The sequence below is a fragment of the Sphingobacterium sp. UBA7038 genome (genome assembly GCF_002494055.1).
GTDB lineage: Bacteria > Bacteroidota > Bacteroidia > Sphingobacteriales > Sphingobacteriaceae > Sphingobacterium > Sphingobacterium multivorum.
Map to the genome: position 1 here is coordinate 132,325 of NZ_DLAV01000025.1, position 20,259 is coordinate 152,583.

The 20,259-nt window shown below is 41.8% G+C and carries 19 protein-coding genes; 13 read left to right on the forward strand and 6 right to left on the reverse strand.

Annotated elements, in window-relative coordinates; translation table 11 throughout:
* A complete protein-coding gene (locus B3H30_RS17395) occupies positions 1-858 on the reverse strand; it encodes a heme/hemin ABC transporter substrate-binding protein (protein ID WP_286775393.1) in 858 nt (285 codons plus the stop codon).
* A gap of 311 nt (positions 859-1,169) precedes the next feature.
* Here B3H30_RS17395 and B3H30_RS17400 point away from each other — a divergent pair, with 311 nt between their 5' ends.
* The 13 genes from B3H30_RS17400 (at position 1,170) to B3H30_RS17460 (ending at position 15,758) form a co-directional block, all read left to right on the forward strand.
* The gene (locus B3H30_RS17400; RefSeq protein WP_286775392.1) at positions 1,170-3,548 is read left to right on the forward strand and encodes a TonB-dependent receptor; all 2,379 of its coding nucleotides are present in this window, start codon (positions 1,170-1,172) and stop codon (positions 3,546-3,548) included.
* A 47-nt stretch (positions 3,549-3,595) separates the two neighbouring features.
* A complete protein-coding gene (locus B3H30_RS17405) occupies positions 3,596-4,351 on the forward strand; it encodes an HmuY family protein (protein ID WP_286775391.1) in 756 nt (251 codons plus the stop codon).
* Positions 4,352-4,379: 28 nt separating this feature from the next.
* Positions 4,380-5,072, forward strand: a complete 693-nt coding sequence (locus B3H30_RS17410) for a hypothetical protein (RefSeq protein ID WP_286775390.1) — start codon at positions 4,380-4,382, stop codon at positions 5,070-5,072.
* Between the two features lie 222 nt (positions 5,073-5,294).
* Positions 5,295-6,035, forward strand: a complete 741-nt coding sequence (locus tag B3H30_RS17415) for an HmuY family protein (RefSeq protein WP_286766837.1) — start codon at positions 5,295-5,297, stop codon at positions 6,033-6,035.
* A gap of 41 nt (positions 6,036-6,076) precedes the next feature.
* Positions 6,077-7,066: a hypothetical protein gene (locus B3H30_RS17420; protein ID WP_286766836.1), complete on the forward strand. Its 990-nt coding sequence runs from the start codon at positions 6,077-6,079 to the stop codon at positions 7,064-7,066.
* A gap of 67 nt (positions 7,067-7,133) precedes the next feature.
* Positions 7,134-7,703: a hypothetical protein gene (locus B3H30_RS17425; RefSeq protein WP_286727599.1), complete on the forward strand. Its 570-nt coding sequence runs from the start codon at positions 7,134-7,136 to the stop codon at positions 7,701-7,703.
* Between the two features lie 105 nt (positions 7,704-7,808).
* Positions 7,809-8,792 carry a hypothetical protein gene (locus tag B3H30_RS17430; protein ID WP_286766835.1) on the forward strand — a complete coding sequence of 328 codons (984 nt, stop codon included), beginning with the start codon at positions 7,809-7,811 and terminating at the stop codon, positions 8,790-8,792.
* 58 nt (positions 8,793-8,850) lie between these two features.
* Positions 8,851-9,939: a cytochrome-c peroxidase gene (locus B3H30_RS17435; RefSeq protein WP_286766834.1), complete on the forward strand. Its 1,089-nt coding sequence runs from the start codon at positions 8,851-8,853 to the stop codon at positions 9,937-9,939.
* Positions 9,940-10,136: 197 nt separating this feature from the next.
* Positions 10,137-11,384: a S41 family peptidase gene (locus B3H30_RS17440; RefSeq protein ID WP_286766833.1), complete on the forward strand. Its 1,248-nt coding sequence runs from the start codon at positions 10,137-10,139 to the stop codon at positions 11,382-11,384.
* A gap of 141 nt (positions 11,385-11,525) precedes the next feature.
* Complete coding sequence (locus B3H30_RS17445) at positions 11,526-12,089, forward strand: biliverdin-producing heme oxygenase (protein ID WP_286727603.1); 564 nt, start codon at positions 11,526-11,528, stop codon at positions 12,087-12,089.
* A gap of 778 nt (positions 12,090-12,867) precedes the next feature.
* Entirely contained in the window at positions 12,868-14,010 is a 1,143-nt protein-coding gene (locus B3H30_RS17450; RefSeq protein ID WP_286834734.1) for a DUF4932 domain-containing protein, read from the forward strand.
* A 147-nt stretch (positions 14,011-14,157) separates the two neighbouring features.
* A complete protein-coding gene (locus B3H30_RS17455; protein WP_115048445.1) occupies positions 14,158-15,213 on the forward strand; it encodes a 3-oxoacyl-ACP synthase III family protein in 1,056 nt (351 codons plus the stop codon).
* A gap of 353 nt (positions 15,214-15,566) precedes the next feature.
* Positions 15,567-15,758: a cold-shock protein gene (locus tag B3H30_RS17460; RefSeq protein WP_070566486.1), complete on the forward strand. Its 192-nt coding sequence runs from the start codon at positions 15,567-15,569 to the stop codon at positions 15,756-15,758.
* A 141-nt stretch (positions 15,759-15,899) separates the two neighbouring features.
* Here B3H30_RS17460 and B3H30_RS17465 read toward each other — a convergent pair whose 3' ends face one another.
* The 5 genes from B3H30_RS17465 to B3H30_RS17485 form a co-directional block, all read right to left on the reverse strand.
* A complete protein-coding gene (locus B3H30_RS17465) occupies positions 15,900-16,493 on the reverse strand; it encodes a TlpA family protein disulfide reductase (protein WP_286766831.1) in 594 nt (197 codons plus the stop codon).
* 603 nt (positions 16,494-17,096) lie between these two features.
* A complete protein-coding gene (locus tag B3H30_RS17470) occupies positions 17,097-17,255 on the reverse strand; it encodes a hypothetical protein (RefSeq protein ID WP_286766830.1) in 159 nt (52 codons plus the stop codon).
* A 500-nt stretch (positions 17,256-17,755) separates the two neighbouring features.
* Positions 17,756-19,183, reverse strand: a complete 1,428-nt coding sequence (locus tag B3H30_RS17475) for a phytoene desaturase family protein (RefSeq protein ID WP_286775389.1) — start codon at positions 19,181-19,183, stop codon at positions 17,756-17,758.
* 20 nt (positions 19,184-19,203) lie between these two features.
* The gene (locus B3H30_RS17480; protein WP_153847574.1) at positions 19,204-19,365 is read right to left on the reverse strand and encodes a hypothetical protein; all 162 of its coding nucleotides are present in this window, start codon (positions 19,363-19,365) and stop codon (positions 19,204-19,206) included.
* A 193-nt stretch (positions 19,366-19,558) separates the two neighbouring features.
* A complete protein-coding gene (locus tag B3H30_RS17485; RefSeq protein ID WP_286775388.1) occupies positions 19,559-20,230 on the reverse strand; it encodes a hypothetical protein in 672 nt (223 codons plus the stop codon).
* Positions 20,231-20,259 lie beyond the last annotated feature (29 nt).

The window sequence follows — 20,259 nt, forward strand, 5'->3', positions numbered from 1 at the left end:
TTATTTTGAATCCATCATTTCTCCAAATCCACGGTGCAATGCTAAGATTGCGTCTGGCAGCCGATTACTGAAATTGACCAGCAGCGAGGCATTCATCACCAAGATACGTTCGTTTTTACCCGCATTCGTAATACGCATCCCCGGCAATTTAAGGATAGCATCCTGCCCCCCAAGACTACTTGCGCCAAAATCAAATAGCAACACAATATCTGGATTGGCCTGCACCAGCGCTTCCGTTGTATAGGGTTTGAAAGCCGAAAATTCCTGAACCGCGTTTTTACCACCAGCCAGATTAATCATCGCATCCAGACTACTGCCTTTACCCGCTACACTCATGGTACCCGTACCACGGGCATATAAAAACAATACTTTGGGTGCCGCTTTACCCTGATTTTCCTTTTTCACCAATTCCATGGTATGATCCAGGTTTAATTTTGTTCGCGAAACCAGATTTTTACCGGCAGCAGATTCACCGACGGCGTCTGCGACCTCCTGAATGTAACGAAGTGCACCCGGAACAGAATAGTTTGGTTTAATGGAGACAAATTTCACACCAGCCGCACGAATCTGCTGAATGACCGATTTGGATACATCGCCTTCATTCGCAATAACGATGCTTGGCTTAAAAGATAATAAACCTTCGGCCGATACCGAACGGTTCTTGCTTACCCTCGGCAAGGCCGCCGCTGCTTTGGGCGATATACTTGTCACATCGGTAGCGACCATGTGCTCACCTATTCCCAGTCCATAGATCGTTTCGGTCAACGAACTGTTTAACGTAATGATTCTCTGCTGTGCCCTTGCCCATCCACCGATTTGCATCAAAAAACACAGTATAATAACATAAAATCTACTCATTGTAATTCTTTATCTCCACTATGGCGATAGCGGATCACCAGGAATGGTTTTACCTCTCGCCGTTCAACTTGAGTACAAAACAAATCAATAATCAGTCTAAATACAAATTATATTATTTCTTTTAGAACAGCATACCTCAACATAAAAAGCCTGACAAACCTTTAATAAACAGCAACATATAGCTAAATCCAAACTACTTTTCAGTCCATAAAAAACGGATTAAATAGAATTTATGACATTTTGCATAGAGAAAAATCCAATAGGATTACCTTTTTTTGTAACATTATTTAGAATTATTAAAAATAAAAATAGTGTTTAAAAGCAGCTCACCTATTCGAACAAGCACCCTGATCGCCCTTTGCGCCTGCCAGATCTACACTGTGCAAGCACAGGAAAAATGGAAAATCTCCGGTGTATTGAAAAACGAATCCAATAAAGGCGTCGCCAATGCGACTATCTATCTTTATCCAGATAAATATGCTTTTAAAACAGATACTGCAGGGAGATTTCAATTCACCCAGCTCTATGCGGGGCGCTACGAATTAAAGGTACAGGCCATGGGTTATCAACAGTACCGTCAAGTTATCGATTTGGAAGACAAAAATCAGCAATTGACCATTGTGTTAAAAGCTGAAGAACGGCAGATGGATGTAGTTGATGTGCAGGGTAAAGTGCAGGCTGTAGACAATCTCGTTAAGGCCGAAAATGCAGCCATGCCCGTTAAAGTAATCACCAAGCGCGAGATCGAGCTTATGGGCAGCCGTCGGCTAGATGAGGTTTTAAAAGAACAGACGGGTATCGCCATTGTGAACGATATCGCCGGAGGCTCCAGAGCTGTCGGTGTGCAGATCCAGGGATTCAGCAGCAACTACGTGATGGTCCTGGTCGATGGGCAACCTATGCTGGGGCGCAACAGTGGCAACTTTGACCTGTCCCGTATTTCGGTGACCAATATTGAGCGTATCGAGATCATCAAGGGAGCTTCCTCCTGCTTATACGGCAGTGACGCATTAGGTGGTGCAATCAATATCATTACACGCCATGGTGCTATCACACCACAGGCACAGGCTTCCCTCCTCTATGGCAGTCTCAATACCGTCGATGCCACTTTGGAAGCTGAGACACCTTTTGCTAATCAGCGCGGCAGCGCAGTATTTTCGGGCAATTACTACCGCACGGATGGTTTTAATACCGACAAGCAATACCTAGATTCCAAGAGCACCACTTTTCCGCCCTATACCAACTATAGTTTCCAGGGGCGAGTACGTTATCGTACAAGCAAAAATGGCACTTTGGGCGTGACAGGGCGTTATGCAGCCCGGGAATCTGAAATGATCAATGCCTGGTCTGAATCGGCCACACTGCAGGATAAACAAAAAGATCAGGACATCAATCTCTCGGCAAGTTACGACCATAATTTTGCGTCTGGACTGCGTAGTATGACGCGTTACTACTTCTCGCGTTTCCACTCCCAGATTGCCGCACAATGGTTGCAACAAGGTATTGTTGCCAGCGCCGAGCAATTTGGTCAGAATGTACACCGCATTGAACAGCAGTTTGCGTATAGCCCTGCACAACAGGTTAAACTTACTGGCGGTATAGGTGGTAGCCTTGAACGGATGGACAACCAAGATCTGGATGCCAAACGCTCTTTGAACAGCGCATTCGCCTATTTGCAGACCGAATGGAAACCTGTAGACCGCTTATTAACGACGCTGGGCTTACGCTACGATCAGATGAATGTCTACAATGGTCATCTCAGCCCGAGTTTAGGCCTGCAATATCATCTCAGTCCTACACTTTTGATCAAAGGTGGTGTTGGTGCAGGATTCAAAGCCCCCGACTATAAAATGCGCTATCAGGTCTTCTTCAATCCAGCAGCCAATTATCTTGTGATCGGTTCGGAACGCGTAGCCGATGTAATTGCAGCCATGGATCAAGCCGGAGAACTCAGTTATAAAAACAGCTATATGCTCAATTTGGTGGCGGGCAACCTTAAAGCCGAAACCAGCATTTCAAATAATCTTGGACTGACCTGGAACCCGTCCAAGAGATTACAGGCCGATTTCTCTGTCTTCTACCATCGGATCAACAATCAGATCAACACAGTTAGTGTAGGTAACGGTACCAAAGTCGCACAGATCTATAGCTACCGCAACCTGCCTAAAGCCATGAATAAAGGTTTCGAAGTTTCATTGACCTATCAGGCAACCAAAGATCTGCAACTGTCGATGGGCTATCAATACCTGATTGCCAAAGACCTGAGTGTATTGGATAGTATTGCCAAGGGCAGTTATCCCTATAACCAGATCAACGATCCCGCTACAGGCGAATATCGCCAGAGTAAAAAATCGGATTATTGGGGTATTGAAGACCGTTCGAGACACATGTTCAACGCAAAAGCCCAATATGAATATAAACCCTGGGGCGTTAATGTCAATGCGCGGGTCAATTTCAGAAGTGCCACACCTTTTCAGGAATACAATGGCAACCAGTTTATTGACAAATACGACATTTTTATTCCCTATCACACACTCGTGAATATGACTGTGGAAAAGAGTCTAATGAACAGGAGATTGACCCTCCGCCTGATCGGTGATAACTTATTCAATTTTACAAGCCGTTATCTACTCGGGCAGCCTGGACGGGTTATTATGGGTGGTGTCAGTTACCGTTGGATAAAAGAATAATAAGGACTAATGAACAAGAATTTAGCACATCAAGTACAAGATAAAAGATGAGAACGATTCGCATGATTATAGGAGAATGTAGCATCTGGCTTTCCTTTCACAAGATTGGCCGTTGTATTTTTTCAGCACTATTGCTATTGACACTCGTATCCTGCGGGAAAGACAAAGATTATACTATCGGATTGGAAGATGGCAAAAGTACTCTGATCAAAGATCTTGCTGGCGATACCGATGCAGCCATGGGCGAAGGTACTGAAGGAAAAGAGCAAAGACCATTTTTTATATTTCTTTTTCGTTTTAAAGACCAAAAGCAAATATGGGTTAAAACAAAAGCCGATTCTGCGCAGTGGCTTAAAACAAAAGATTGGGATATTGCCTTTACAGGTCCTTACAATTCGGAGATCTATCTGAACAATTCCCAGCATGAATACAATCCGGGTTATGGCGGCCAGGCAAATAATACCGCTGTTGTTTTACTACGACAAGCCTATCAGAGTGTCACTGTTGCCCCTTCGGATGAAGAGTTTAATAAAAGTGAAGTCAACAAAATTGGCTGGGCAGCAACCGATGGTTCGGATGGATGGTTTCGCTATAGTTTAAGCACCCATATTATGCAGGCGCTTCCCAATCGTACCTATGCGATTCGCTTACCCGATGGCAAATATGCCAAATTACAGCTGATCAATGCCTATAAGGGAAATCCAGCGGCGGTAACCAACCTCAATTGGCCTGCCCCGTACTATACATTTAAATATTATTTACAGCAGGATGGCAGCAAAAATTTAAATACAAACACATTATAATACGAAAAATTACACAATTAAATTAAAGATGAATAGATTATTTACAACAGCAGCACTACTATGGGCATTGAGTTTAGGTTTTACTTCTTGTAGCAAGGATGATGATAAGGTGGAGCAAGTCGAGCCGGAATACCAAGCTAAGGTTATGGTCAAAGACGGTGAAACTGTTGATTTAACAAAGGTTTCCAAAACGATCAATACACAAGGAACAATCAAGCGTACAGGCAATACCTATTCACTACGTAACTTCAAACAATTTACTATCGGTGAAGATGGAAAAGCAACAACAACTGCAGCGCAAACCTATTATTTTGATTTTAAAGAGAATGATGGCTTAAATGCGAGCGATTTTATTGTTTCTTTTAACGCGAAAAGCTCCAATGTAGATTTAATAACAAATAATGTTAAAGGCTACACCTTATCCTTTATTGACAAAGCTTTTGAAGATGTAAAATCTACCGACCAGTTTACGTCTGCTTCAAATAATCTTTTAGGACTTCAATCGTCTTACGCCCCAAATGTAATTGGTTGGGCGAATTATACAGGACAACCAAATCACCAAGTTCTAGCTGTAGCAAATCGAACAATTATCATTTCAAAGGAAGGTAAACCCTTTTTTAAAATTAGGATGAATAATGTTTATGAGAATGAAACGATGAATCGTGAAATCGCACCAAACAATTATTTTTTCTACTCCATCGATTACCAAGAATTTAAATAATACCTACATGGCAGCTGGTTAAAATTCCAGCTGCCTTTGTTAAGCAAAAATCAAAAACCGAAAAAAATATATTAAATACCAATTTTCATACACACTTTATCAGCAAAAGATTTTATCTTTACTATTATTTAGAATCAATTTAAATAAAAATAACATACTAATACCCCTACTGCATGTATAGAAAAGGGACAAGTTATCAACTAACAAAAAAAACGAGTAACAATGACAATAAAGAAACGCAGTAAACTATTAAAATTCATACCGGTATTGGCATTTTTAATTGTGTTGGGGTCTTGCAGCAAAAGCGAGCCCACAGCAGTAGAGCCTGAACCCGATCCTGTTGCACCAGAAGCTATGTTCAACCGCTTGATTACGGTTAAGAATTTTGGCGAAGATTTACCCGCGGGTAGTGCACCAAACACAGCGCAATCACCAATATATTATAGTTTGGAACAGAACAAAGCTGTGACACCGGATTATAAACTAACCGCACGATGGGACATCTCTTGCTCAGAAATATACCGCAGTTTTATCAATTGCAACAACACAGCAAACGGATTTGGTAAAGGAGGCCCAGGCAAAGGCGGTATCTTAATTGTCAAGAAAAAATTTGAAGATGTAATCGATATCCCCTCAGATGCCGAATTCCGAAAAGGTGAAAAAGCCTATGGTACAGATGACTCAGGAGCGTTTGGTGAAGGCCTAGGTTGGTATTTATATGATTTTGACGGCGTAATCAAAGGTGGTGGAGCGGAAAACAAAAAACACGTTTGCTATCCCATCGAAAGTAATACATTGATCGTCCGTACAGCCCAGGGGAACTACGCCAAGATCAAGATACAAAGTATCTACAAAGACCTTTTGGATCCAAAAGATTGGTTTAAAGATTCACCAACACCATTCTTTACATTCCAATATGTACTTGCCAAAGCTGGTAGTAGCAAATTTGTGATTGCTAACTAAATACGATAAGCTACGCATTCTGATTTAGACACTAAACTAACATGAAAAGATTATACAGCATTTTAAGCTTCCTTTTTTTAGGATTGCTGCTAACCCGCTGCACCAAAACGGAAGAATTAGCCTTACTTCCTGCAGATAAAATACTCGAATACAAGGTCACCAACCTCCCCAATGATGATGTCATTTACGGTGCCATTGACAATGAGGCCAATACCATTACGGTATATCTCCCTTATTATTATGGCTTGCTCGTCATCGATCCGACTATTAAAGTTGCTAACGGAGCCAGTTTAACAGAAGAAATTTTGCCCGTTAAAACAGATGAAAAAAAACAGACGTATACCGTAAAGTCCGCTACAGGCACCACAAGAACCTATAGCTTAAAGATTGAGCTACAAAGTACGCCATCTTTTGAAGCGACTTTTGCATCGACATCTTCCATTTCACTTACAAAAGGGCCTGGAGGTGCATTTCCAGCGATAAATGGGACTTTCATGCATACCAATCCCGCATTGGTCAGTATCGCATTGATTAATCAAGAGACCAAAGAACGCTATAAGATGGCTAAGCCCAATAGCTTGAAAGTATCAGGAAATGTTGGTTATCAATTAAGTTATACGGGAACTGAACGAGAAAACCGTATTCCGTCCGATATTAAAGCAGGCACCTATGATGTGGAGGTGACCAACATCAACCACACCATTACACTAGCCAATCCGCTCAAAATTACGTATCGTCAACCTGATGTAATTGTTAGCTTATTGGGTCTAAATCTCGCAAAAAATAAAGATTGGACCATAAAAGCTGGCCTAGATAAGGTTATTCTAGATCCTACGGCCGTTATCATGACACTTAATGGAAAAGATTATCCATTGACAATCAAATCTTATAACCGTACCGAAATGACAGTTTCATTACCAGCGACTCTGCCAATCGGAACCTTTGATAATTTGCAGATCAAATTCCAATTTAAAGACTGGGCCGATGTTGTAAAGACACAGCTGTCTCCAAGTACAATAACGGAATCCTAAACAAGCATCCACAGTATGCCATGGTGGCATCAAAATTAAATAAATTAAAACAAGAGGAGATCTCAACATGAACTCAAACATCAAAACTATCTTAAAATCAGCGATGGCCGTGACTGTGCTATCGGCAGCAGTATGGGCAGCAGCCCCAACAACAGAATCAGCAACAGCTCCTTTGGCGCTGAACCAAGCTAAGGCAAATAGTAACTACTCTGTTGTAGGTCAATGGTGGAGCCCAGCCGCTGCAGCAACTTGGCCTGCGGTATATGTAGACCTTGCTACAGGTGCACAAAGCTTGAGTAGCTCTGGTCAGGTTGCATTCTTTAGCCATGTAAATGGTTCGATCAAGGCTAATGGATCTTATTCGATCAGAACGGTAGCAAAAGACATCTCTTCCGTTACAGCATCAGATTGGGCAACAGCGACTCCAGTATCATCACAGGGCAGTGGCGAATGGTATGAATATGATTTAGATAGCCATGCAAACCAAGCAATCCAACCTTTGACCGTATTGGTCGGAAATTCTTCCGGAGCTTCGTATGCTGTTAAGTTAATTAACTTTACAAATGTTGGCCAACAAGTAGTGGCAGGTCAATTACAAGTAAAAGCAGATACCAATATCGAAGTTAAGGCATTATAGTCCTTCCTATTTAATGAATGAAAGATTCCGCAACCTGGTGGATGGGTTGCGGATCTTTTTAGCCTAATCAACATCCGCATAACGATTTTTTTAACCAAAAAAATTATGCAACACTCATTTTTGAAAAAACAAACACATATCCTTCAATTTCTAGCTATTTTTATGCTAGCACTAACATGCTGGTCCTGTAAAACGGAATACCCAAGCCTGCCCTACAATGACATCGAATCTTTTAGCATTCAGGATGCAAATGGTAAAATACTGTCAGCCAGCATTGTGAATGACAAGATTATCTTATATTGGCCTCCCTTAGTGGCGCAGCCCGAAAGCATTACACCTACGATTAAAGTTTCAGAATTAGCGACTATTACCCCGGCATCAGGTACACCGATAAAACTCCAATCCGAAAAACCCATCACCTATACTGTTCGCGCACAGGACGGATCCAGCAAAAATTATACATTGACCTTCCAATACAATCAGCCCCTCGTGCAAGCTACATTCAATAGTTTATCGTCTGGTCAATACTACATCACTGATCCGAATACGTTTACTTTTATCGGAGAAAACATTATCCCTAGCGAGACACAAACTAAAGGCTATTTAATAGATAAAGATGGAAAAGAAACATTACTTTCGATTAGCAAAAATATAGTACCCACTAATTTTGCTGTTACTTTTGCTGCTCCAGATGACTTCAAAGCAGGTACTGGCTATAAGGTCAAATTGGTCTCAGGCCGTTATTCCATCGTAAGCGATCCATTTGAGGCTGTCTTACCTAGCGTCCTCAATGTATTAATAAAGAATAATCTGTTATATAGCGTTAAAAAAGGAGAGAACTTTGTGGCTCCTTTGCAGAGTAAAGTCCTTTACGAGCGTTATTTTAAAAGCGATTTTGACCATTTCATCGCAGTGGATAACCTGAATAAAGAATATAGTATAAACAATGCGGTATTTGATGTGAACGCAATGACGGTCACCATCCCTATACCGTCCAACGTAGCGGGTAGTGGAATCAACAAGCTAAAAATGGTAGACAAATCAGGAAAAGTATTATTAGAGGATACTTATTATATCACGCTAAACTAATACGCCTTACCAACTCATTTTAATCGTGATTATCACTAATCAAACAAAGCAGTTTATCATGATCGCATTAGCAGCTATCATTGTATACAGCTGCCGCAAAGGTAAGTCTACACCAGAAGAGCCAATGATTGTCCCTCAACCTGAAGAAACCTTACGCCAACAATATAGTAAATCGGTAACGCAATGGCCAGCTGCTGCTTGGTACAGCAATATCAAGGTACATGAACTGGCCGCTTTACCCGAAAACCCATCGAAAGATAAGGCCGAGCTAATCGCACTTGGCAAAGCCTTATTTTTCGACCCCCGCACCGGTAATGGCATGAAGACTTGCGCTTCATGTCATCATCCGGACACCTACTGGATCGACCAAAAAACAACGGCAGATGGGATCGCACTGCATCACCGCAATACACCTTCCCTAGAAAATGTCTGGTACCTGGAAGGCAAACTCTTCCACGATGGCCGCGCAATGACTTATCGAGAGCAGATTGCCGAAGCCATCAACTCCCCCATCGAAATGGGCGGAAATACAGCTGCTTTACCCGCTAAGCTGCAAGCTATACCAGGCTACCTCGGTTTATATGAGGCGGCTTATTCGAGCCAGACGATGAGCGTCGAAGGATTGCTGGATGCCATAGCAGCGTATTCAAGATCAATTAGCAGCGGCGAAACCGCCTTTGACCGTTTTATCAAAGGAGATTACCAGGCATTAAACGATGCACAGCTCGAAGGCCTACATCTGTTTCGGACCAAAGGAAAATGCATCAACTGCCATAATGGTGCCTTCTTTACCGATCTCGATTTTCATAACCTGGGCTATGCTGTTACCAGCAAAGGTGCCTTGGACAATGGTCGCTTTGAGGCAACAGGCCTGGAAACAGACAAAGGTAAATTTCGCACACCGGGTCTGCGCAATGTGGTCCATACTGCCCCTTACCTACACAATGGTAGTATTTCGAGCTTAGGTGAACTGATCAACCTACTGAGTCAAGGGATGCCCCAAAAGACAGGACAACAGGTCAATGGCACCTTATCGCCACATATCCAAAATGTCCGATTAAGTAGTAAAGAACAGGAAAATATCTTGGCTTTTTTGGAGAGTTTATCCAATGTGCCAAGCAAAACAGAGCGACCTGTATTGCCCTAAAATAAAAAATCCCAAAGGGGATACCTTTGGGACATTTTGAGTACTCCACAGTAGCGGAGGCATCAAAAATTAAATAAATTGGCACAAAATTAGGCTTTTATATGAAATAAAAAAGTAAAAAAGTATTAAATTTCAGATAATTACCCATTTTGTAGCGAAGCTACTACAGACATAAGGAACAAAATGCGCATCAAATCATGAATCGAATCCGCCCAATAGTTGGTCTATTAGTTACAATAACTGCTATAACAGCTTGTCAGAACGGCAGTAAGACAACAACGCTGCCCGATGAATTTATTAGTCCAAAAACAGGAACAAAAAAAGAATTGACGCTCGACTCAATCTACCTGTATGCCAAACAGCTCTACCGCTGGCAGGAAGCTCTCCCTTCGTATACCACCTTTGATCCGCGGACAAAATATGCCCAAATAGAACCCGAGCAAACGGCCTATGAACGTGAACTTTTTGCCCTCAGCCAATACGCTTTGCACAAGAAAGATAGACCTTACGAATTGTCGACCATCCCCAATAAACCCAAATATTCATATCTGGAGCGTCGTCGTAACGACAAGAAAAGTAGTGGTCACATAGCCAGCATAGAAACACCCTACAAGTATGCTACACACCTGTCCTACTGGTCTGTGGGAAACAAACGGATTGCTTATCTTTACATTCCCTCTTTTCCTCAGCTCCAGACAGTGAAGGCCGAACTGGATCAGCTTTCAGCCCAACTGGCTCAAAAGCAAGTTACTCATTTAATCCTCGATCTACGACATAACGGTGGCGGTTATGTGGAAACGGCAGAATATTTAGCCAACCTCATTAGCCCAGCCAAACTGGATAAAAAAGTTATGTTCAGCGAACAATTTCATCCGAATGTACAGCAAGGCAAAGCAAAACTACTCCTTAAGCAACCCTATCTGGATGCCAATGGCAAAGTGGTCCAATACAAAGGACGCCCTGCCACCCTCGCCGATGTGGATTATAGTGAAAAAGCCAATACGCATTACTTTATCAAAAAGGGACATTTCAATTCACTACAGCAGCTGTCATGCATTGTATCAGAACGCACGGCTTCGGCAAGCGAACTCCTGATCAGCAGTTTCAAACCTTATATTCCGATACGCCTGATTGGTCAGCAGACATTTGGCAAACCCGTAGGTTTTTTTTCAGTCCACATTGGAGATTTCGATGTATACCTAGCTTCATTTCTCATCCGGAATGCCAATGGCTGGTGTGATTATTTTGATGGCATACCCGTCGACCTGGCCTTAGCTCCGGTAGAAACCTCCCGCCATCCCGGGGATCCAAAGGAAGCCTGGCTTGCAGCAGCGCTAAAGGACATTACAAAAGACGAAAACCGCACAGCAATTTCGTCGGTTACTTATTTTTCGATGCCAGCAGACGAAAATTTGCTACTTAAAACAAACTTTAGGTTAAAGTAAGAAACTTATTGCAGCCGGATTTAGTCATACTTATGTTTAAATTAAAACCATTTTTCATAGATGATAAAGCAGAAAACAGCATAAATTTGTGGAAATAAATACGAATCTTTGTATAGAATCGTTATAAATAAAAATAAGAACATGTTAAGTCAACATATCAAAGAGCAAACGCACGCAGCTCACCAAAACGTAGAAGGAACGATCGTGCGCCAATTGAAAAATATTCGTTCAGAAGCAGATTACGCCGAAGTATTGAAAGGCTTTTATGCTTATTTCCGTGCCGTAGAAGATAGTATCGCTCCTTTTGTAACCGAAGAAGTATTGCCAGATTTGGCCGAACGCCGCAACTCATCTTACATCAAAAGCGACATCGAAGCTCTGGGTGGCAACGTAGATAGCCTGCCGGAAGCAAATGCTCCAGCTGTAGCAAATGTACAGGAAGCACTTGCATCATTATATGTTTTGGAAGGTTCAATCATGGGTGGTCCGTATATCGTGCAGATGCTCAACAAATATGGTGTTACCAAAGGAACTTCTTTCTTCGAAGGTTATGGCGAAAATAGCCGTGAGATGTGGGCTGGTTTTACAGCCGTATTAAACAAATATTCAGAAGATCCGGCGACTTACGATCGCGCAGTAGAGATTGCAAACCAAACTTTTTATAACTTTGGCGAAGTATTCACTCCTATTGCCAGTGCGAACTAAAATTGGAGTGTTCGTGTTTAATCCCATAAATGGAGCAAAAAGATAACAAATCTAAATGGCTTAAGCGTGCCGGAATTGGAGCATTTCTCTTCTTTCTGGCCAAAGGACTCATATGGCTCGCTGTATTCTTTTTCGCAGCGAAGTCCTGCAGCATATCTATTTAACTAAAACATAAAGCCTTCATCTAACGCTCAAAAAGGGCGCCAGATGAAGGCTTCAATTCCATTGGAGCTTTTCCAATCCAATCCACTTTTTGCTGCAGGCTAACCGTTTGTTTTTTTGTGTCGTGGGCTAATGTCTTCGGCTTGCGTTCGTATTGTGTTCGTACCACCTTCGGAGATGAACAGACTTGCAACAATTATTGACCAGCTTTTCACCAGAAAATTCCTGTTTAGGGTCTGGACAATATCTGTTCAGCACCTGTACAATATCTGTATCGCATCCGAATAAGGTACGAAGCAGGTACGAATCTTCCCCCATACGGGCTTGCCCATCACCTTGTACTTTTGTAACCACTGTGTGATACAGCTCCAACCCCTTATGGCTGATAACCTGGCAAGTTATTTATTTGCTATTGATGATATAGAGCCTCTTCAATTACCCGAATTCATTTCTAATTGTACAAATTTTATTATAAAACAAGCAGAAATCTCCCTATAATTGCAGTCGGGAATATTTCATTTCATAGTGAAATCCCCAATCAGACATGACCATAACCGGTAAAACGTTACGTTGTCAGCAACATGTCTTATCAATAATTATATGAAATAACGATACGATGAAAAGGAATATCTTTTTTATTTTAATATGCTTTGTGTTACTGGCTAACGTGGCCATCTGCCAAGAAAAAGACGTCGATTTTAGCAAAGCCTACATTGCCCAAAACGACGGCAAGACAACTGTTGAAATCAATGAAGCACAGGAACTCTTCTATATTATCTTTGCGATAACTGACTTTGGTAAGGAAAATCCAAACATGACCAAGCAGAATACGGCGTATATTGAAGAGGTCAAAGCGCATTTTACCCCATTTTCCAATCTGCCTATCGTAAAGAAATTTGACCAGCAACTGCGAGCGAATCTAACCAACTATTTCCTCTTAGCAGCCAATGTATATGGCTTTAAGTTCAAAAACGACCAATTAGTACCTACAAACATCTATATTTTTCCAGCGAGAGGAGTTGGAAATTATCAAGTGAAATCAAATCCTATCCCTGCTTATAAAAACGACCTGGAAGAATTCGCCAGAAAGAGCGGATACCGGGCATTCTACAAAGATCATCAAGGCTATTACGACAGCCTTCGTACAGCATATCAGGAGTATGCTTCCATTGCCGAGCAAAAAGAATGGTTAGAAAAGAAGTTCGATTATACAATCAATAGCTATCGTGTATTGACTTCCCCCCTGATTGCCGGAATGAATGCTACTCACACCTTCAAGTACAAAGGTTTCAAAGAAATTTTGCTTTTTTTACCCACCCTCCGCGAAGACGAATCCTGGAGCCCCAAATTCAAAAAAGCATTCAATACACGCATTATTTTTACGGAGATAGACCACAACTACGTAGGTCCATTGAGCGAAAAAAACAAAAAACAGATTGATACCATATTCAATAATAGGGACTTATGGGTCGATATAGAAAACAAAAGTACAGTTCATTATCCAAGTCCGGTAAAAGTATTTGATGAGTATTTAACTTGGGGGCTTTTCATCTTATATTGTTACGATAAATTTGGAAATGATCATGATCTTTTTGGCCAGATTGTTGAAAACGTCAACGATATGATGGTCAATAAAAAAGGATTTCCCAAAGCAGATGAATTTAACGCCGAATTGTTCCGCCTGTATAAAGACAATAACCCGAAAGATATTCAGAGCTTATACAAGCCACTGCTGGACTGGTGTGAGAAAGAAAATTAGCGCCATCCCGATAATATTTAGTAAATTAAGGCTGAGAAGGAAATAAGCCGCCAGAAATGTGAATGTATACGACCATAAGGAATCAGCATAGCATAAGGGGATGATCGTCGAAATATATTTAAACACAATACGTACGGAGAAACAATTATGAACATTAGATTTATCGGTTCTGGCAGTTATATTCCATCAAAAAAAATAACCAATGCAGACTTCGCCGACCATCTTTTTTTGGATGAAAATGGGTTGCCGTTCAAGGAGCCGGCTTCTGTCATTGAAAAATTTAAGGCAATCACCGGCATTGAGGAACGCCGCTACGCCGATCCTGACCAAGTGGCTTCAGACCTTGCTTTCCTAGCTGGTCAACGTGCCATTGAAGACGCCGGTATAGCTGCTGAAACATTGGACTATATTATTGTTGCACATAATTATGGCGATGTGCAATCTGGCAAAATCCAATCGGATACTGTACCAAGTTTAGCAAGCAGGGTGAAGAAAAAGCTCGGTATCAGCAATCCAAAATGTGTGGCTTATGATCTACTATTTGGCTGTCCGGGTTGGAACGAAGGCGTATTGCATGCCAACGCTTTCATAAAATCAGGTATGGCAAAGCGCTGTATGGTCATTGGCGCAGAGACGCTTTCCCGTGTTATAGATCCTTTTGACAGAGATTCGATGATCTATGCGGATGGCGCTGGCGCCGTAATCATCGAAGCCACTACGACAGAGCAAGGGCTCCTATCACATGAAAGTGCAACTTATGCGCTTGAGGAAGCGAACTATCTCAATTTTGGGAGCTCTTATCAACAAGAGCAGAACCCCGATATACGGTATATTAAAATGAAAGGACGTAAAATCTATGAGTTTGCACTCAGCAAAGTTCCTTTAGCCATGCAGGATTGCCTTCAAAAAGCGGATATCGATATCACGGCAATCAAAAAAATACTGATCCACCAGGCCAACGAGAAGATGGACGAAGCCATTCTGATGAGATTCTATGCACTATACAGTACAGTACCCCCGCCCGATATTATGCCAATGACCATCCATACATTTGGAAATAGCAGCGTAGCAACCATTCCTACGCTCTATGATCTCATTGCCCGTGGTCAGTTAGACAATCAATCCCTTCAAGAAGGCGATATCATCCTATTTGCGTCTGTTGGCGCCGGTATGAATATCAATGCTTTTACTTATCGGGTTTAATGTAATTTTGCCACTACATCGTGTAGCTATTATGCTAACACAGAGCCTGCATAGGATTTATTTCATAAAAAATAACAAAACACTGTATATATCAATATTTTATACTTAAATTTGTATTATAATCGGCTCCGCCTTTGCTTATCTGAAATCGTCAAGTTATACTTAACACTCAGTTTTCGCATTTTCAGAAGCTTTTTTGTTAGCAAAACGGAGGTAAAGACCTTTTTGGACTTGAGTCAATCCAAGATCATTAAAATCAGATCCTATTTCTTGCAAAAAATCGATTAACTATTGTTCATATTCATTTATCACAATAGTGCAGTACAGATTACTTTAATATAATTTATAAAACAATGCAAGAAGGAACTATTAAATTCTTCAACCAAACAAAAGGTTTTGGTTTTATTACGCCTGCTGGTGGTGGAGACGACATTTTCGTACACGTATCTGGTTTAATCAACGAAGTACGCGAAAATGACAGTGTAACATTTGATGTAGAAAACGGTAAAAAAGGCGTTAATGCTGTTAACGTACGTATCGCATAATTAAGTAAACACACAAGAAGATAATTTATTTATCTTCTTGCGAAGTGTAACGGGCAACCGTTACACTTTTTTTTTATCTATTCCATACCCAAGTACGGCAAAAAATCGGACGATTGATCGGTCTGGCATATGGAGGACTTTTTACAATCCAGCCAACATCACTTCTTCCTGTCGCAGAAAGTATGGACTGCTATCCTTGAATCTCCCGCGCTTTCTGGAATACTTTCTGATGATATGAGCAACAACATCATCGGTGAGCTCATGCCCCTCTAACGTCGGAAAACCCTCCCAACGCACAATGCCCTCAGGATCCACTAGAATGCAATGTGGTATTCCCTGAACTTCGAGCTGTTTCTTCAACTTCGCTTTCGTATCAATCGCTGAGAAATAATCTATTTTAATCTCCTTCGCCTTTTTAATGACCTCTGCTTTTTCATCCGAAAGGCCAATGATCACGAGTTTATCACCATACTTCTTATGCCATTCATTGAGTTCGGGAATTACTTTCCGGCAGGGTCCACACCAAGTAGCCCAAAAATCAATAAGGATAAACTTACCCTTTGTATCAGGCACATCTGTGAGCCACTGCTCCACCTCAAGTTTTGGCGCCTTTTGATTCAAAATTGATTTTGCCCACAATTTCTTATTGTTGTTGCTTTCCTGCGTATGACCGATTACATGGATCAGGCAAAGCGCAAATAATAAGAAAGCTTTTAGGATAAATTTTCCATTCATAAAACAGCTTGTTTAGTTCCCCTAATTTATGGATTTTTTTCCACAATCATTTCATCCTTTCATCCCACACATCGTCTTTTCAAAGACACCTTAGCGGCCTTTAAGAGGTAAAACAAAACCTATACTTTTAATTGATATAAAACACACAATACACTGTATATAAATAATTAGCATATTTGTTAAAAACACAACAACTCTAATTTATTTGCTCTACGGCTCATGATTTTCCGAATGGAGCCAGTCCGACATCCCTATAAAATAACAGCGCACCATCGACATTTCCATGGCAAAAACCAGAGTCTAATCCATCCCCACAAAAGCTAAATTGAGGCGTTCAGCACACAAAAACAACGAAGTGAGCCGGCCCTTGACCCCATTCGTCAAGATAATGCACAAGTTGACCGCATTCTCCTGTAGCAAAGTCTAGGATAGCCCTATTTACAAACACTGCTTTCGGAAATCAAGACACTTCATTAAAGCCTATTGAGTACCTATGTATACGGCTGACAAACTGGCACAATATCAAAAATAAAAAATAATAAATCTATATTAATAAGACATTTGACCTAGTTAATATAAATAGATAGTTACACATTGTTCTCTTTATAACACATCAACTTTACCCATCGGATACCATCCATCTGTAGTACGCCCTGCGATGGCAAGATGAACTTTTGCCTGACCTGTGTTAAAGTTTCCTTTTTCGGCATCATAGCTTGGTAGGCATTTTATTGCGTCAGGAGCCCAGCTTACCCCGGCCAAAGTGTCTTTCCTAAGTTTATACTTGCCGTACGCACCGATTTATTTCTTCTTATCGATTTATTTCTTTTTATTTAGTATTTAGCGATAGAAAAAGCAACATCGAAACCGATATTGCCATCATAAGTATTAACCTGGGATATTGTCTACATACGAAAGGGGGAATTACATACAAAAGGCCAAGAAATTATCTTGGCCTAATGCAACATATTATTTGGGGTGTTTTCGTAGCCCTATATTGCAAAAATACTGCCGAAATTAGAAACTCACAGCCATTAGCTTATTTTTTCTAAAGACTTTATGCTGCGGAAAAATAAAAAAACGGCTAAAATCACTTATTCTGTGGCAACTGGGCAAGTACAGCTTGCAATTCAGCAGAATTTGTAGCTCCCTGGAATAACAGACTGTCCTTTGTCCTAAAATCCAAGTAGGTATTCTCTTCCAACCTGTAGCCACAAGTACCACAAAAAGAGGCAGATAAGGAAATGCTTATTCGGCGTGGTTTACAACAGCAAACCGAAATGTTCCTTGAGTGCTGTCCGTGCAGCATGATAACCACACATGCCATGCACCCCACCACCCGGAGGCGTCGATGATGAACAGAGATAAATCGTGTCGACAGAGGTTCGGTATGGATTTAGAGCCAAAATGGGCCTACTGTACAACTGCGAAACATCCATAATACCGCCATTGATATCACCACCGATGTAATTTGGGTTATACTTTTCGAGCTCCATAGGAGAAAAGCTATGCTTGGCCAGAATGGTTTCTTTAAAACCCGGCGCAAAGCGCTCAATCTGATTTTCGATCGCTTCGGTATAATCGACCCTACTCCCATTAGGAGCATGGCAGTACGCCCATCCCGTATGCTTGCCTTCGGGAGCACGAGTGGAATCAAACGCACTCTGTTGCGCAAACAGCACAAAAGGCTTATCCACTTGCTTCCCAAGATGGCTCCGCTGCTCGCTTTCGGCAATTTCGGCGTAGGTATTTCCCAAATGCACCGTAGCCGCACACTGACAGCGCAGATCTTTAAAAGGCGTCTTTTCTGATAACGCCCAATCGACTTTAAATACCCCCATTCCCTGTCTAAAGCCTTCGAGGCGCCTGCGGTAGCCGCTAGCAAGACCTATACCTTTGAGCTGCAACAACTGCCGGGGTGTGATATCACAGAGTAGAACTTTATGGGACGGCAGATCGCGAACATCCTCTACCCAAAAACCTGTTTGGATCTCCCCGCCCAACGATTGATAATAGCCTAACAGCGCATTGGCAATGGATTGTGAGCCGCCAATCGGTATTTGCCAGCCATATTTGTTGCCTACCGCCGCAAGTACAATGGCAATTGCAGAAGTTGTCCAGTTGTCTAGGGGCTGAATTCCATGAGCCGCCATCCCTGCCCATAAAGCCTGTGCCTGCACGGAAGTAAAGCGCTTTGCTGTCCAGCTTGCCGGCTGAAGTGCATCCAGCCCAAACGAGGCTAAAGACAAAGGATGCTTCGGAAAGGATAATGGTCCCATAATATCGGTCGCAAGGCCCTCCCAAACTGTCACGACCTTTTCCACCAGCTTACGATACCTTTCACCATCCGTCCCCAAACCCTTTACCGTTTCGGCAAGACTATGGTAAAGAATCCCCGTTTCCCCTTCGTCCAATGGGTGTGCTGCCGCATACTCAGGCTTAACAAAAGATAGCCCAAATGCTTCCAAAGGTAAACTCCTGAAAAATGGCGATGCCATAGCCATGGGATGAATTGCCGAACAGACATCATGTTTGAAACCCGGAATTGTAAGTTCCTTGGTTCGCATTCCCCCACCGATTGTATCGGCACCCTCAATCAGCAACGTGCTCAGCCCCTGCTGCTGAAAGGTAATCGCTGCAGCAAGTCCATTTGGTCCCGAACCAATAATGATTGCATCAAATTTTCGCATAAGCTAGTTTTTAATGACTCCTAGTCGCAGCCTGTATTGGGTTGTTCCTTTTTTGAGCGCTTTGACGAAGTAGAATCGGACAACGATTTGCTATTATCCTTTTTTTTACCTGCAGATCCGCAGGAGACTGTAAATGTCGTTAAAACAAACGCTAAAAGTCCAAGATTGATTATTTTTTTCATATGTTATCCATTTAATTTACGATAATGTTGACACCATGTATCCTTATGGCTTTTTCAGCTACTGATTCCCTTACTATAACTTATGCCCTTGGATACAAATTTTCACCTGCATTGAAAGTATTTATTTTCCGGGCCGCACCCATCTTTAGAACTTATATACAATCCTATCAAACAACTTTATAAGAAATATCATTTATATAATATGTTCATCCAAAAAATAGGCGCGATACCGTTGTTTTAGCTCCTTTCGCTGTGTACTATCAAGCTTGATTTTCGGATCGGTCTGTGAAACGACCGTAGAAACAACCTTATGCACGCCTTTACCTTTTTCAATAAATAATACCGTCGGCGAAGAAATCCGTTTAATGGAATCAATCCCCACAGCTGTATAAGGATTTAGGATATCGTGAAATTTTGCCAAAATAGCTTCATAACCCGGGCTACCGGCCTTGGTCGTGATCACTTTACCGTCCTTATCTTTCTCCTTAAGATCCCGGATATCGTGAATATTGAGGTAATAAATAGCCGCCTTTTCCTCCTGGGCAAATTCCAGCAGCGGCGTTATGGCATTCCGAAACCAGGGACAGCTGGGCCATCCAAAAAGGACAATACCGTTTTCAAGCTCCAGCACATCCTGTTCGGTCGCATAGACGATCCGCGGATTGTCGGGAATTTGTACCGGCACTTTGTTCGTTTTATTCAGGCTTTCAAGTTCCTGCTTAAAGCGAACTCCTTCTTGCTTTTTCAACGAAACCTGACTATTTTTTACGGCTTCCTTCGTATCCTGCCTGGATTGGCAGTTAGTCACATTGAGCAACACCGCCACTGCTAATAACATGCTAGCCAATAATTTTAAATCTTTCATATCATGTATGCATTTAAGTGTAATCCTCT